The sequence below is a fragment of the Brasilonema bromeliae SPC951 genome (assembly GCF_012912135.1).
Taxonomy (GTDB): domain Bacteria; phylum Cyanobacteriota; class Cyanobacteriia; order Cyanobacteriales; family Nostocaceae; genus Brasilonema; species Brasilonema bromeliae.
In genome coordinates, this window is the sequence record NZ_QMEB01000051.1 from 1 (window position 1) to 15,208 (window position 15,208).

The following is a 15,208-nucleotide window of genomic DNA, read 5'->3' on the forward strand; positions in this document are numbered from 1 at the left end:
GGGTAAATACGGAGTAGGTTACATTCGTTTTTACTATCGGGGTTCAAAATCTTGGCTTCAAAGGTAAGGGAAGAGTTAGCAGACGAGTGGGCGGAAGCAGGCGCTTTCACGGAAGAAGCCGATGACGCCGACGAGCCGGAAGTCGAGGTGGTTGCACCGACCGAAGGCTTTACGGAAGATTCTGTGCGGCTCTATTTACGTGAAATCGGTCGCGTAAAAATGATCAAGCCCGATGAAGAAATTGAGTTAGCGCGTCGCATCGCTAAAGGTGACCTGGATGCGAAGAAAAAGCTGATTCAAGCGAACCTGAGACTTGTGATTTCAATTGCAAAAAAATATGTCAATCGCGGACTGCCCTTCCAAGATTTGATTCAAGAAGGAAACCTGGGTCTGATTCGAGCTGCCGAAAAGTTCGACCATACCAAGGGTTTCAAGTTCTCGACATACGCGACATGGTGGATTCGTCAGGCGATAACTCGTGCGATCGCCGATCAATCTCGTACTATCCGCCTTCCGGTTCACCTCTACGAAACCATTTCCCGGATCAAGAAAACGACCAAGCTGCTTTCTCAAGAAATGGGTCGCAAACCCACGGAAGAAGAAATTGCCACGAGAATGGAAATGACAATTGAGAAACTGCGGTTTATTGCTAAATCCGCACAATTGCCTATTTCACTAGAAACGCCGATTGGTAAAGAAGAAGATTCTCGACTGGGCGATTTTATTGAGTCTGATGGTGAAACACCAGAAGATCAAGTTTCTAAGAACCTGCTACGAGAAGACCTGGAAAAAGTCCTTGACAGTCTTAGCCCTCGTGAAAGAGATGTTCTTAGATTGCGTTACGGCTTAGATGACGGTCGTATGAAGACCTTAGAGGAAATTGGACAAATTTTCAATGTGACCCGCGAGCGAATTCGTCAAATTGAGGCAAAGGCGCTGCGCAAGTTACGTCACCCAAATCGTAACAGCGTTCTCAAGGAGTACATCCGCTAGTTATTTGTCATTATGTCATGAGTCATTGATTTTAGACAAATGACTCATGAGTGAGAAAAAAAGAAAAAGCTGTCAAACCAGTGCTGCTTTGAGGGTAAACCGAAGCCAGGCTACTGGTTATTGTGAAAAAACCTGGAAGTATTCATACTTCCAGGTTTTTTGTTTATTTATGTATTTATTACGAAGCAATCCGTAACCTGAAAAGTTACAGAATGCCCCAGAAGTGTAGGAAACCTTGACCAGAGAATAGTTCAATAAGAGCAGCTGCTAAAAAGCCAATCATCGCCAAGCGACCGTTCCAAACTTCTGCTTGAGGTGTGAAGCCCCAGCGCCAAGCATTACGGTCATCAATTACAGGGGTAACGGTTTTTGTTGCGTTTGTCATAACTGGCACTCCAAACTGAATTATTTAAGGTTTGTTACCTTACGTAAACTAATATAACAAATTTTGAGAAGTTGTGTCACATTTCCCATAAAATTATTGCAATTTTTCAACTGATTTTTAACTTTCCGTGAAGTAAATCTCTTCAAGGTAATTGGTATTTCCCCTTTGTTGAATGAGGTATAAGTATCATGAAACTAGGACAGATATGCTTCCTACTACTACCATTACTGATTCCACAGGTTGGTGTCGCTCAAACGCCACAACAGACCACAATTGCGCCGCCTCAGCTTCCTGACAACTTAAAGGTACCAGCAAATCAAGTGCTACTGCTTGGCCAGAGGGCTACAGGAGTACAAATTTATCAATGCAAAGCGAAATCCAGCAACGCCAACCAATTTGAGTGGACGTTTGTAGCACCCGAGGCTAAGCTATTTGACGCGCAAGGTAAAAACAATATCCAGCACTACGCAGGTCCTACTTGGGAGGCAAAGGATGTCAAGAGTGTAGTTCAATAACAGAAATGATTTTTTCTTCACGACTGAGTTGAAGGATACTTTCACCAGCGCTATCTTTACCCAAGATTGGAACAGTTTCCACTCCAAGGCGTATCACTCGTTGATGATTGGTCACTACAGCTACCTCAGCACTTGCGATCGCTCGTACCATTCCTGCTAAAATGTCAGTCTTATTGGTGAATTTAAAGGTCTGAGTTCCAATATCACTCCGATTCCCTGCCCGCAAACCACTCACAGGAATCCGCTTAGCGTATCCTAATTGAGTGACAAGTAACAGGTTTTCCTTTGTGTTTAAGCTGACACAACCAACCATTTCTTCTTGCTGACGCACGCGTAAACCTTGCAGACCCATAGCAGCGCGACCCATAATCGGGAGTTGATTGTCATTCACCTCAAACTTCAAGACTCGCCCACCTGAACTTGCCAAAACCAGATGTTCGCCCGCAGTCGTGAACTGAGTACATAACAATTCATCGTCGTCTTTGAGTTTCAAGATAGTTATTCCACGACGAGTGAGGTTAGTCAATTCTGTCAGGGACAAACGCTTGATTCTTCCTTGCTTAGTTAGGAGAATAATCTCGCCATTTTCTGGATGATCTGGCAATATAAAGCGGTTAATCAAAGTTTCTTGAGCGCCTTGAGCAGAATTTGAGAGTAAGGTAATTAATGGTGTTCTCCGTGCAGAACGTCCACTGCTGGGAGGGATATCAGCCACATTCACTGGGTATACCTTACCACCACTGGTGAGTACCAGCAACTCTTTTGCTGTGTCAGCCAACACGCTTTGGATCACGAAGTCAGTATCGGAGGTTCCGTTATCAGTTTTTGTCCTTCGGGATGAAGGTTGAGACCGACGTACATATCCCCTGTGGGTAAACTCTAAAACCACCTCTTCTGCTGGCGCTTCCAATTTAGAATTTTCAATTTTGGATTTTGGATTCTCTGTTTCTTTGTCTCCTTGTCCCCTTGTCGCCTTATCTCCTTGTCCCTTATTTTCTTCCTCACTCATGACGCCTATCCTAGTACGGCGATCATCCATGTATTTGCGCTTGAGCGATCGCAAGTCTTTTTTGAGCGATTTCAGTAATTCCCGTCTATCTTGGAGTAATTTTTGCAACGAATTAATTTGTTCATTGAGCTGCTCATACTCATTGTGTAAGTTTTGCTGTTCTAAATTTGTTAAACGTCGCAATGGCATAGCCAAAATAGCATCCGCTTGCACCTCACTCAAATCCAGTCGGTTTTGTAAGCCAATTTTTGCCGTAGTCCCATCAGCCGCACTTCGTAAAATCTCCACAACCTGATCTAGCGCGGACAGCGCTTTGAGTAAACCTTCAACCAGATGCAGCCGATTTTCTGCCTTAGCCAATTCATGAGAGTAGCGACGGTTGAGAGTTTGCTCTCGGAAACTCAAAAACTCCTGCAACAGTTGACGCAAGCTCAACTGACGAGGTTGTCCATCTACCAAAGCTAAGAGAATCGCCCCAAAGTTGCTTTGCAATGCGGTTTGGTGATATAAATTCTGGAGAACTTCTTGAGGATTGGTATCGCGTTTGAGTTCAATCACGACGCGCATTCCTTGGCGATCGCTCTCATCCCGAAGATCCGCAATTCCCGTTAGGCGACCTTGATTCACCAAGTCCGCTACTTTCTCAATCCAACCAGCCTTATTCACTTGATAAGGCAATTCTGTCACCACAATTGCTGTCCGCCGCTTGTTACCCCTGCTTTGGGCGACTTCCTCAATTTGGGCAACTCCTCGCAGTACAATACTTCCCCGACCTGTAGTGTACGCTTCTTTGATTCCAGCGTTACCCACAATTTGACCACCTGTAGGAAAATCTGGTCCAGGAATGATCTCAAATAATTTTTCGTCGGATAAATCAGGGTTATCAATTAATGCTATCAACCCATCAATCACTTCCCCTGAGTTATGCGGTGGAATATTCGTCGCCATCCCCACAGCAATACCAGAACTACCATTGAGTAAGAGAAATGGCAACTGTGCTGGTAGTACGGTTGGCTCTTGCTGAGAATTATCGAAGTTACCGATAAAATCCACCGTTTCTTCACCAATTTCCGCCAGCATTCCCTCGTGACTGATGGGCGCGAGGCGCGTTTCTGTATAACGCATCGCCGCTGGCGGGTCATTATCCACACTCCCGAAATTACCATGTCCTCCCAGTAGGGGATAGCGACTGGAAAAGTCCTGTACCAGCCTGACTAAGGCATCATAAACTGCTTGGTCACCGTGGGGGTGGTACTTACCTAACACGTCTCCCACCACACGCGCACACTTACGGTAGGGTCGATCCGGCGTTAGACCGAGTTCGTGCATTGCATACAAAATGCGTCGGTGAACTGGCTTTAAGCCATCTCGCACGTCTGGTAACGCTCGTCCAACGATGACACTCATGGCATATTCGAGATAAGACCGTTGCATCTCGGTATGCAAGGCTGTGGTGATGACCTGTCCCTCACAGAGAAGGTTTAACTGTTTTGCCATGAGTTTTTTTCCTAAATTTCCACTACACAGAATTTGCCGTTAATGAAGACTGCAGCAACCACAGCATCACGGATGAAATACTCTTCATTACACAATCTTGATGGTCACAGGATAGAAAGGAGTAGTATCATCCTTGTTGACGAAGATTTACATTGATTATTTCAAATAAAGCACACAAGGTTTTAACTAGGTGGTATTTTCCCTTTCACTGACTTGTGTGGTTTTGGTTAAGATGCATAAACAAAAGTCAAATTCTCATGAAAACTGTTTTGATTGTCGAAGATGATCTGATTAATGCTCGCGTTTTTTCCAAAATCTTGACTAAGCGAGGTGGGTTGCAGGTCAAACATACTGAAAATGTAGAAGAAGTTATCAAAATTGCCCAATCGGGGGAAGTTGACATTATCTTGATGGATGTTTCTCTGTCAAGAAGTGTTTACCAAGGTAAGTCTGTTGATGGTATCAAAATTACACAAATGTTAAAATCCGATCCGCAAACAGCTACCTTACCTATTATTTTGGTAACAGCACACGCTATGGAGGGCGATCGCGAGAACTTTCTCAAACAAAGTGGTGCTGATAGCTACATATCTAAGCCGATTGTGGACCACCAACAGTTTGTTGACCAGATCTTGGCACTGCTACCTCAACAGAACAACTAAACGCACCCTTTGGGGTATAAAAGAATGTTTACCCCACGGTAAACTGCACCTAGCACATTTCCATAGTAGTGTCCTTTTTTTAAGAACATACCTGGAACAGTAGCTCAACACACAGATTGCGATTGGGCTACTGTTTCTTTTACAGAATAATATATATGTACTATTAGATGAGATTTTCAGCAAGTGGCAATGGGAAAGATGAGGGAGGGAGTCACAGACAATTTCCCTTCTTCCCTCCTTTTCCCCTCATGCTTTGTTCTCTACTGCGGAATCATTCGTTGCCTGGTGGTAGTAGAATTTGAAGGTTCTTCACGTTGCTGGAGAGCAGCTTGAATGCCAGGTAATTCTAAGAATTTTTTTGTATCAGACAGCAGGCGTGTGCCCCAAAGATTTTGTTTAAGAAAATCTAAATCAGCATAGCGCTCATCAATGCGGACTGCAGCTTGTCCCATTGCTAAAGCTTGTCTCTGATCGCCTTTGGCATATAAAGCTACTGCCAATGCTAATAAGGGTTCTGCAGCTTGTTTCTCCATCCCAACAGCGTCTTGCCATTGCTTAATTGCGCCCTGGATGTCACCCTGTTCATACAAAATTAATCCAACATTGTTAATGGCAGGCCAGAATTTTTTGTTAAAGGAAACAGCTTTTTTATACTGGATGAGCGCGTCTGGAAGTTTACTCTGCATGTAGTAAGCATTGCCCAAATCAAACAATCCCTCTGGATCATTGGGCTTTAACCTCAAACCCTGTTGATAGTAATTTACAGCCTCTTGGTACTTTTGCTGCTGAAAGTAAGCCGAACCCAAAGCAAACTGAACATCACCATTTTTGGCGTTGAGAGATTGTGCCTTTTTCAGGGCGTTAATACTCTGATCTAATTTTTTACTTTGCAAATACAAGCCACCCAAGAGAAACCACACTTTATCGTTCTTAGGAGCGAGTTGTGATGCTAACCGAGCTCTTGGTAGAGCTAGTTCATATTGTTGAAACTGCGCGAGTTGTGCTGCTTCCTTTGCCAAACCTAAGCCTTGCTGTTCCAACTTCGCTGCATCCAGTTGCAGTGTATGAGGTACCAGTGCTTGTGCATTGCTAGGTTGAGGTATGCACAAACCACAAACAACCAAAAGAGAAATCAAACCAATCCGTTTAGGCACACTACCGCCTCTTTGCCAAGAATGAAGGAATCTTTCCGCTAGCTTAAACGATTTCCAGTGTTGACGACAGCAAAATTTTACAAACAAGAGTACAAGCGTATTCCCTTACTAATAACCAATGAAAGCCACTTGCACCAACTCCGAGGGAACGTTCTTATACCTTGAGCATGGCTGCGCCGTATACGCCGTGCTCCTAATGACACTGGACTTTGGCGAAGCGGCTTTTACCCATCCTCATCACCGAATTTGCTTTGCCGCCGCTGTTTTGTAATACAGTCGCAGCTCTTTTGGATGACTACTGGATGACAACCGTGGCTTAGCTTATTTACAACCAACCATAACTTAAACAATATCACGCTATACCAGTACCCGAGTTAAATTTTCAACGACAAGCTAATGATTTAGATAACCAACGTCAGAATATTAAAGATCAGGTGCAACTCCGTTTTCATCCTTTTTCTCTGGCTGTAGGAGTCTACATTATTCCAAAAAATGGCAACTTACGCAAGATTTCTAGTGTTCATAATAACTGCAAAAGTCACCCATTCAGGTGAGGTCATAACGAAGCATTTACCAATATTATGAAGAATAATTAAGCTACTCTAGATTCTATATGTTTACATAGTCATTGATTTATTAATAACTCTATTTCAGAAATCACTACTCATTCTAAAAGTTCTAAAAACTCCAAATTATTAGTTTTGCTCTTCCACTGAAAGACACTCACTTAAAGCTATTTTCGTGACAAGCTATTATGACTACATACTTAGAAAATCCTGTCATTGATAAAAAAGTTAAACACCCACTACGCTGGTTAATTGGTTTAGCCGCAGCTGGCGTATTGGTGATTGGTGCAACCACAACATACACAGTTGTCAATCGAGGAACAAGCAAACAAGACATAGCTGCACTGACTGTCCCAGTGGAAGTCAAAAATGTGACTGTGCGAATTTCTGCCAGTGGTAAGGTGCAGCCTGTTCAGAGCGTGAATATCAGCCCGAAAAACTCTGGAACTTTGGTAGAGTTGTATGTTGAGCAAGGCGACAAGGTCAGCCAAGGGCAAATTATTGCCAAGATGGACAGCGCAAATATTCAAGCACGAATCGCTGAGGCTCGTGCAAACTTAGCACAGAACCAAGCACAGTTGGATCAAGCCGTTGCTGGGAATCGTCCTCAAGAAATTACTCAAGCAAAAGCACGTTTAGCACAAGCAGAGGCGCAACTTGCTCAAGCACGTGCAGGAAACCGTCCGCAAGAAATTGCCCAGGCACAAGCTCAAGTAGATGCCGCTCAAGCAAAAGCGAAATATACAAGCGAACAACTCAAGCGTTACCAATCTCTTTACCAGCAGGGAGCCGAAAAAAAACAATTACTCGACCAAGCCATGAGTGAAGATAATGCCGCTAAGGCAAGTTTGCAAGAAGCTCAAAAACGCCTATCTCTACAACAAATTGGCACTCGTTCTGAAGAAATTTCTCAAAAAGAAGCAGCGGTTGCTGAATCACGAGCAGCTTTGCAATTATCCCAAGCGGGTTCCCGTCCTGAAGAGAAGCAAGCGCGTAAAGCAGCTGTTGCTGCTGCCGAAGCTAAGTTAAAAACAGAGCAAGTGAATTTAGACAATACGATTATCCGCGCTCCCTTTTCCGGAATTGTCACGCAGAAGTACGCCAACGTTGGTGCATACGTGACACCAACAACCTCTGCTTCCTCAAGTGCATCGGCAACTTCTAGTTCTGTTGTTGCTGTCGCACGCGGCTTAGAAGTTCTGGCGAGTGTTCCAGAAGCTGATATAGGTAGAATGAAGCAGGGGCAGCAGGTAGAAATTGTCGCCGATGCCTATCCTGATCAAGTATTCAAAGGTCATGTGCGCTTGATTGCTCCTGAAGCAGTCAAGGAAGAAGGTGTGACATTGTTCCAGATCCGAGTGGCAATTGATACTGGCACAGACAAACTGCGTTCTGGTCTGAACGTGAACATGACCTTTTTAGGAGACAAGGTACAAGATGCCTTACTTGTGCCAACTGTAGCAATTGTGACTGAAAAAGGGAACACAGGTGTGTTGGTACCAGATGCAAAGAATAAACCCCAGTTTCACCCCGTCACAATTGGAGCACAGATCAAAGACCAAACTCAGATTTTAGAGGGACTGCAAGGGGGCGATCGCATCTTTCTCAACCCACCCGCAGATTACAAAATCCAGCAACGCCAGCAACAGCAGAAGAAATGAACATCCTAGAAAGTATGAAGATGGCAGGGAAAACCCTGGTGTCGAATAAGTTACGTAGCGCCCTCACCATGCTGGGTATTGTCATCGGCAATGCCTCAGTCATTGCCATGATTGGGGTTGGTGAAGGAGGACAAAAGTTTGTCAATAACCAGTTGGAGTCATTGGGACCAAACGTCCTATTTGTGATTCCTGGTAATCGGGAAACTCAGCGCATTACCACGAAAGTGCCGAAAAATCTAGTGCTAGAAGATGTGGAGGCGATCGCCTCTCAAGTGCCAACAGTCGCAGGAGTGTCTCCTGAGCTAAACGGGAGATATGTAGCCAATTACCGTAACAGAAACACCAATGTCAACATTATTGGCACAACTCCCAGTTTCTTAGTAGTACGGGACTTTGAAACTGCAAAAGGTCGGTTTTTTACCGACATTGATATGAAGCGCAACAATCAAGTTGTTGTGCTAGGTGCCAATTTAGCAGAAAGATTATTTGGTACTAGTAACCCCATAAGTCAGCAGTTGCGAATAAAAAATGCTAGCTTTCAAGTTATTGGTGTCCTAGAAGCCAAAGGCTCAAGCTTGGGAGCTGATTATGACGAAGCAGCATTGGTGCCAATCACAACCTCAGCAAATCGACTTGTCGGACGGAATTCTCCCTATGGCATTGCGTTAGATTACATAGTTGCTTCCGCTCGTGATAGCAACAGTGTTGATGCGGCAGAGTTTCAAGTCACCAATTTGCTGCGCCTGCGGCACAAAGTTACCAGCGAAGATGACTTTACCATCCGCACTCAGAAGGATGCTTTGCAAACTGTTGGTCAAATCACAGGTGCTTTGACAATTATGCTAGCTGCTGTAGCAGGTATCTCCCTATTTGTCGGCGGTATTGGCATCATGAATATTATGCTTGTCTCCGTGACTGAACGTACTCAAGAAATTGGTCTACGTAAAGCCATTGGTGCAACTCAGCAAGATATTTTGTCACAGTTCATCATAGAAGCCATCATTCTCTCAGCCGCAGGAGGGTTAATTGGTACTGCGATTGGTGTGAGCGGCATTATGGTGGTATCAGCGTTGACACCTTTAAAAGCAGGAATTTCTCCTGTAGCAATTGCTGTCGCAGTTGGTGTTTCTGGTGGTATTGGTTTATTCTTTGGCGTTGTTCCCGCACGTCGTGCGGCTCAACTCGATCCAATTGTGGCGTTAAGAAGTGCTTAAAAGAATTTTAACCGCAGGCGGTTTTAAACTGAACAGGTGACTAGAGCGGCATCACCCAATTAAGTAAACTGATAGTGGGTTAGCTTAAATTAGGTTAAAAATTTATATGGCAAATACTCAATTACTAACTGACTCCCGCGTTCCCAATCCGGGAAATCAACCAGTCATTATTCGGTTAGAAGATATTTTTAAAGTTTACGGTAGTGGCGAAGCTGAAGTGCGAGCACTCAACGGTGTTAATCTCACTATAGAGGAGGGTGAATACTGTTCAATCATGGGACCATCTGGTTCTGGTAAATCTACGGCAATGAATATCATTGGTTGCTTAGATCGCCCCACTTCCGGACATTATTACCTGGATAAGCTTGATGTCGCCCAAATGGAAGATACAAAGTTAGCAGAAATTCGCAATAAAAAACTGGGATTTGTATTTCAACAATTCCACCTTTTATCTCAGCTGACAGCGTTAGAAAATGTCATGTTGCCGATGATATATGCTGGTGTGAACACTAAGGAACGCCGTGATCGAGCAGCAGAAGCTCTCAAGCGAGTAGGTTTAGAAAAGCGTCTGAATAATAAACCAACTCAACTGTCTGGAGGACAGCAGCAACGGGTGGCGATAGCCCGTGCTATTGTTAACCGTCCAGTCTTACTCCTCGCCGATGAACCGACAGGCGCACTCGACTCGCGCACAACCCAAGAAGTATTGGATATCTTTGGTGAACTCAATGCCAGTGGTATCACTGTTGTGATGGTAACCCATGAGCCAGAAGTTGCTCGTCAAACACAACGTGTTGTTTGGTTTCGTGACGGTGATGTTGTACACTCTCACCTCAGTCCATCTGATGTGGGTCATTTGGCGGTGTCTTAGCTTGCTAAGTATGCCTCATAATAAAAAATGCAACACACATCACATTTATAGACTTTGCAATTAATTCGCTAGGATGCGTTAAGCTTGCCTAACGCACCATCACCCCCTACTGACTAAAGACTTGAGGTTTTGCCAGTTTGGGCTTGAGTTTCAATCGGCTTAACGTCGCTGTAGCCCATATCACCAACAACTGTCCGCAACACAGATATTTGTCCTTCAAAATCCAGTGCTTCGATTTGGGAAAGCACATTGTTAACTGCGTCAGTCGCTTTGTAGTTTTCTGGTATGTCAACGACTTGATCACCCATTTTTTGGGCCCAATCAAACCAGACGAATAGCTGATTGTTTTCTTTTATAGCACCATAGGCACGAGAATATTCTGAATCTTCGCGGTTGACAATTTGCCGCATAATTGCCAATTGTTCATCATCAGATAATTTGTAGTAATCGCCTAAGAGTACAGGTGCTAGTTCTGGTTCTGCAGCAGGGGGAGCAGCGGGAGTAATTGAGTCACCCATTTTCTCATACACAAAATACAGCCAAGCCAGTTTGGCATCTGTGTCTAAGCGGTTAAATGCCTCTACCACTTTTTGAGTTTCATCGCTTAGGGCTTGAGGAACATTTTGATCGTAACTTGATGTCATAATTTTTCTCCAAAGTTATTTCACAGATCAAACTTAGGGGTATCAGAGTTTCAGAATCAGTATCGACTACCAAGAGAAAGAGTTTTAAAAATTCGCAAACTAGGTTTTTATCTGCCTTTTAGTAGAGGTAAAAATCTATCCACAGATACCAAGGATGGAAGAATTGACTTTGATACAATACGCCATTGACAGAGAAATACTTGGAGGAGTTAATTATGCCTGAAGAAGTGAAGCCCAATCCATCGGAAGCTCCTACCCAGGATGCACAATTAGCCGCTGAAAACATCGTTAGTGGTCAAGAAAAAGCACCAAGCGTCGATATAGAAAAAGATTATCAAGCTGCACAGCAATTCAGCGTCAGTGAAATTGACCGCACAGGTGAAGGTGCGAAAGCGGCCCAAAAGGCGACTGCACCTAAGCAAGAACTGCATGACCCAGAACAGACAAAAATACAAGCCAACTCAACTGGTAATCCTGATGATTACATAGATATAGCAAAAGAAATTGGTGGTTCCAAAACTGAAGCTGTAACCAACGTCACTGATGATTTGGTAGAAAAAGCAAAGGAAAAGGGTCAATCAAAGTAATTTTGATTCAATTTGACAAAAAATCAAATAAGATAAGCGTTCAAACTGTATTTAGGATTATTTCACTCTTTTCTCGTTTCTACAGTATGCGGAAAACCCCTTCGGGAGGGCTACTTCCTCCCGAAATTTACTATAAATATAATTTCTCTCAAGCAAGAAATGAGCAATTCAATCAAAAATTAATAACTCTTACCACATCTAACAGTTGACTCGGGTGATGAATTAAAAAATCTGGATTTTGTTTTGCTAAGACTTCTTGTGAATTGAACCCCCAAGTGACTGCAATCACCTTAATGTTTGCTTTCTTTGATGCTTCTACGTCTCTGGTTTCATCTCCTACATAGATCACTTCTTGAGGTTTAATCTGTTTTTGCTTTAATACGTTATTAATGATTGTTGTTTTGCCGAAAATTGTCACTCCTGAATAGATAAACTCAAATAAGTTATCTAAATCGTTGACTTTGATAAAATCTGTCACATTGTCTTGAGAATTAGAGGTTATGATTCCTAGCCTATAACCTTCATTGTTAAGCGCCACTAAGGCTTCTTTAATTCCTGAAATTGGTTTTAATTCTTTGATTTTATTTTTTAACTCAGCTTTCACTTTTTTGACCAAAAAAGGTATTTTTAAAACTGAAATACCTGAGTATTTAATGATTTCCCTAGAGCTTAAGTTTCTCAAGAGGCTAAGCTCCTCTTGGGTGATTGGTATATATCCAAACTCTCCAGCTAAACGATTGGCAATACTTACCAAAGCATCTACTGTATCAGCAACCGTGCCATCAAAATCAAAAATAATTACTTTCTGAGTCATTCTTTCGCCTGCGGGAATGCGTCTAAATTAGCACGGGCATTCCGTCGCAACATATCTGGCTTAATCCGTCGCAACGCTGATGCCGGAAACTGTCTATCCCATTCCTGATCTGAGATTTGGGCTAATTCTACCAGTTTGGGCGCAAGATTCCTAGGATACGGCTCAAACTCTGCAACATCTGTTTCTTTGGCAAAACGCTGATTCCAAGGACAAACTTCTTGGCAAATATCACAACCAGCAACCCAGCCTTGTAAGTGGGATGTCACAGTTTGGGGCAATTTTTCATTGCGATTTTCAATTGTGTGGTAAGCAATGCAGCGATTAGCATCTACGACAAACGGTTGGGTAATAGCACCTGTTGGACAAGCGTCAATACAACGAGTACAAGTACCACAGTGTTCTGTATGTGGGCGATCGCTCTCCAATTCCAAATTCGTCAGCACTTCCCCTAAAAACACCCAAGAGCCATACTCCTGGGTTATCACATTTCCGTTCTTTGCAATCCAACCAAGTCCAGCTTTTTGCGCCCAGACTTTATCTTGCACTGGACCTGTGTCTGCATAGTATCGTGCTTGAATTCCTTCATCAAGTCCTTGCAGCCAGGTTGTCATTGCCTTAAGTTTTTTGTGCATGACTTTATGGTAGTCTCGTCCCCAAGCATACCGAGAAATTTTTGCGTACTCCCTTGTTCCAGGACGTTGATGATGTGTGTAGTAGTTGAGGGCGACACTAATTATCGCTCGCACCTCTGGCATAACCTTACGAATATCTTGACGTTTAGGATTTGCCATCCATTCCATATCAGCGTGATAACCCAGGGCTAGCCAAGCTTGCAATCTTTGCGTCTCTGTTATATTTTCTCCATCTATCGCTGCAATCCCAACCTTTTGGAATCCCAACTCTAGAGCTTTTTTTTTCACCTCACTGCTATTTGTTCGCGGGGATTGATTCATTTATCTTATTTTAATTTACCTAATAGGTACTATTCCCATTGTACACTGTTGAGTCAAAGTTGTGACTGACATGGGCGTTGGTCTACTATCACGCTAGATGATTTGTACTCGTTTAGGAAATATACCTCAAAAGTAGCTTTCGAGTGCGGTTGCTTTTGTATTCAAATGAATGAATTGTTAGCTATCGTGATAGAGGGAAATCTATGACAGCTGCTGAATCTACACCCACAACAGTAGATGAAAAATTCCAGATATCGGGAATAACAGAATTAACTCTACTGCATTACTTTCAAACTTTGAATGCAGGAAAATTTGAGGAAACAGCTGCTTTGTTTGCAGAAGATGGTGTTATGCATCCTCCATTTGAATCGGGAATTGTGGGACGAGATGCAATTACTCGATATCTACAACAAGAGGCTCAAAACGTCAAAGCTTACCCTCGTGAGGGTGTCGTCGAGACTTTAGAGGGGGAGCAAATCCAATTTCAGGTGACAGGCAAAGCACAAACTTCTTGGTGTGGTGTTAATGTCTTGTGGACATTTATTCTCAATCAACAAAAAGAAATCCTTTATACGAGAATAAAACTTTTAGCCTCTCCCAAAGAGTTACTCAATTTGCGGCGATGAGTAAGCACTTGACACTCCCCTGACCTAAAGGCTAGGGGATTCTACAGTCATTGTCGAGGCTTGCTCAGACAGGTTTTCACCAATCTGAGTACAGACCTCGAATAAATGTAGAGCACGGTTTATGCACTTTTACTACAGATCGCGTGTATTGCACTCAACACCAGAAGCGCTGTAGCCCTTTGAGCTAATGAGATGTAGCAAAAGTTATAAATTTTGTTAATTTATTTTAAATATTATGAATTTTGTATTTTGAATTGCCTCGTCTGTGCACAAGCACAGAGAGTGTGTTGTTAAGCGCTGACTTTGGTGGTAATCGGCACACTCATCTTTTGTGACAAAGCTAGAGTTCAACTAAATAGTTAAAAACCTTGCTAAACTTATCTACAGTTGCTTGATTTGATGAGCTATATGTGGAAAGTTGCAGAGTTTGGAGATTTAATAGGTGTTTCAGCTTCTACTTTACGTCGTTGGGAATCTGAAGGTAAATTGATTCCTGAACGTACTTTAGGAAATCAAAGAATTTATACCGAACAACATCTTAATTTGGCTCGTAATCTTAAATCTGGCAAATACCCGACACGAGTAATCATTTACTGCCGGGTTTCTTCGCATGGGCAGAAAGATGATTTAACTAGTCAAGTAAACTCTATGGACAAGTTTTGTGTTGCTAATGGTGTAGTTGTCACTGACCGTATTGAAGAAGTTGGAGGAGGCTTAAATTTTAAGCGTAAGAAATTTCTTCAAATCATTCAATGGGCTATTCAGGGGGAAGTTAAATCAGTCTATGTAGCGCACAAAGATCGGTTGTGTAGATTTGGTTTTGATTTAGTTGAGCAAATTATAATATGGGGTGGCGGAACTGTTGTTGTAGCTAATAGTGAAGCTTTATCACCTCATGAAGAATTAGTAGAAGATTTGTTGTCTATAATACATTGTTTTAGCTCACGCTTGTATGGGCTACGCAAATATAAAGACAAGGTGAAATTAATCGCTAATGGTATTGACCCTTGCTCAAACTCGGTTATACTTCATTAAGTAAGCAAGTTTTAACCAGTCT

Annotated in this window: 14 protein-coding genes and 1 pseudogene; 9 read left to right on the forward strand and 6 right to left on the reverse strand. The window is 42.9% G+C overall.

The window, feature by feature from the left end; translation table 11 throughout:
* Positions 1-45: 45 nt before the first annotated feature.
* A pseudogene (gene rpoD, locus DP116_RS08965) lies at positions 46-993 on the forward strand (RNA polymerase sigma factor RpoD); the annotation flags it as partial.
* Between the two features lie 205 nt (positions 994-1,198).
* On the opposite strand, the gene DP116_RS08970 reads toward rpoD, so the two are convergent.
* Positions 1,199-1,378, reverse strand: coding sequence for a CAB/ELIP/HLIP family chlorophyll-binding protein (locus DP116_RS08970; protein ID WP_169154862.1), 180 nt, complete (start codon positions 1,376-1,378; stop codon positions 1,199-1,201).
* Between the two features lie 188 nt (positions 1,379-1,566).
* Here DP116_RS08970 and DP116_RS08975 point away from each other — a divergent pair, with 188 nt between their 5' ends.
* The gene (locus DP116_RS08975) at positions 1,567-1,893 is read left to right on the forward strand and encodes a DUF3455 domain-containing protein (protein WP_169154863.1); all 327 of its coding nucleotides are present in this window, start codon (positions 1,567-1,569) and stop codon (positions 1,891-1,893) included.
* Here the strand turns inward: DP116_RS08975 and gyrA are convergent.
* Positions 1,874-4,399, reverse strand: a complete 2,526-nt coding sequence (gene gyrA, locus DP116_RS08980) for a DNA topoisomerase (ATP-hydrolyzing) subunit A (RefSeq protein WP_169154864.1) — start codon at positions 4,397-4,399, stop codon at positions 1,874-1,876. The genes DP116_RS08975 and gyrA overlap by 20 nt on opposite strands.
* 257 nt (positions 4,400-4,656) lie before the next feature.
* On the opposite strand from gyrA, the gene DP116_RS08985 reads away from it, so the two are divergent.
* On the forward strand, positions 4,657-5,061 hold the full coding sequence (locus DP116_RS08985) for a response regulator (RefSeq protein WP_169154865.1): 405 nt from the start codon (positions 4,657-4,659) through the stop codon (positions 5,059-5,061).
* A gap of 260 nt (positions 5,062-5,321) precedes the next feature.
* Here the strand turns inward: DP116_RS08985 and DP116_RS08990 are convergent, their stop codons facing one another.
* A complete protein-coding gene (locus tag DP116_RS08990) occupies positions 5,322-6,215 on the reverse strand; it encodes a tetratricopeptide repeat protein (protein WP_169154866.1) in 894 nt (297 codons plus the stop codon).
* Between the two features lie 754 nt (positions 6,216-6,969).
* On the opposite strand from DP116_RS08990, the gene DP116_RS08995 reads away from it, so the two are divergent.
* From DP116_RS08995 to DP116_RS09005, 3 genes are all read left to right on the forward strand, one after another.
* On the forward strand, positions 6,970-8,442 hold the full coding sequence (locus DP116_RS08995; protein WP_169154867.1) for an efflux RND transporter periplasmic adaptor subunit: 1,473 nt from the start codon (positions 6,970-6,972) through the stop codon (positions 8,440-8,442).
* Positions 8,439-9,656, forward strand: coding sequence for an ABC transporter permease (locus tag DP116_RS09000; RefSeq protein ID WP_169154868.1), 1,218 nt, complete (start codon positions 8,439-8,441; stop codon positions 9,654-9,656). Before DP116_RS08995 ends, DP116_RS09000 begins: the two co-directional genes overlap by 4 nt.
* A gap of 106 nt (positions 9,657-9,762) precedes the next feature.
* Positions 9,763-10,527 (forward strand): ABC transporter ATP-binding protein, encoded by a 765-nt coding sequence (locus DP116_RS09005; protein ID WP_169154869.1) that lies wholly within the window; start codon positions 9,763-9,765, stop codon positions 10,525-10,527.
* A gap of 113 nt (positions 10,528-10,640) precedes the next feature.
* Here the strand turns inward: DP116_RS09005 and DP116_RS09010 are convergent, their stop codons facing one another.
* Positions 10,641-11,171 carry an orange carotenoid protein N-terminal domain-containing protein gene (locus DP116_RS09010; RefSeq protein ID WP_169154870.1) on the reverse strand — a complete coding sequence of 177 codons (531 nt, stop codon included), beginning with the start codon at positions 11,169-11,171 and terminating at the stop codon, positions 10,641-10,643.
* Between the two features lie 215 nt (positions 11,172-11,386).
* Between DP116_RS09010 and DP116_RS09015 the strand changes: the two genes are divergently transcribed.
* Positions 11,387-11,758: a hypothetical protein gene (locus tag DP116_RS09015; RefSeq protein WP_169154871.1), complete on the forward strand. Its 372-nt coding sequence runs from the start codon at positions 11,387-11,389 to the stop codon at positions 11,756-11,758.
* Between the two features lie 172 nt (positions 11,759-11,930).
* On the opposite strand, the gene DP116_RS09020 is transcribed toward DP116_RS09015, so the two are convergent.
* Positions 11,931-12,572 (reverse strand): HAD-IA family hydrolase, encoded by a 642-nt coding sequence (locus tag DP116_RS09020; RefSeq protein WP_169154872.1) that lies wholly within the window; start codon positions 12,570-12,572, stop codon positions 11,931-11,933.
* The gene (queG, locus tag DP116_RS09025; RefSeq protein WP_169154873.1) at positions 12,569-13,525 is read right to left on the reverse strand and encodes a tRNA epoxyqueuosine(34) reductase QueG; all 957 of its coding nucleotides are present in this window, start codon (positions 13,523-13,525) and stop codon (positions 12,569-12,571) included. Before queG ends, DP116_RS09020 begins: the two co-directional genes overlap by 4 nt.
* 203 nt (positions 13,526-13,728) lie before the next feature.
* On the opposite strand from queG, the gene DP116_RS09030 reads away from it, so the two are divergent.
* Positions 13,729-14,151 carry a nuclear transport factor 2 family protein gene (locus tag DP116_RS09030; RefSeq protein WP_169154874.1) on the forward strand — a complete coding sequence of 141 codons (423 nt, stop codon included), beginning with the start codon at positions 13,729-13,731 and terminating at the stop codon, positions 14,149-14,151.
* Positions 14,152-14,559: 408 nt separating this feature from the next.
* Positions 14,560-15,186, forward strand: a complete 627-nt coding sequence (locus DP116_RS09035; RefSeq protein ID WP_211173174.1) for an IS607 family transposase — start codon at positions 14,560-14,562, stop codon at positions 15,184-15,186.
* Positions 15,187-15,208 lie beyond the last annotated feature (22 nt).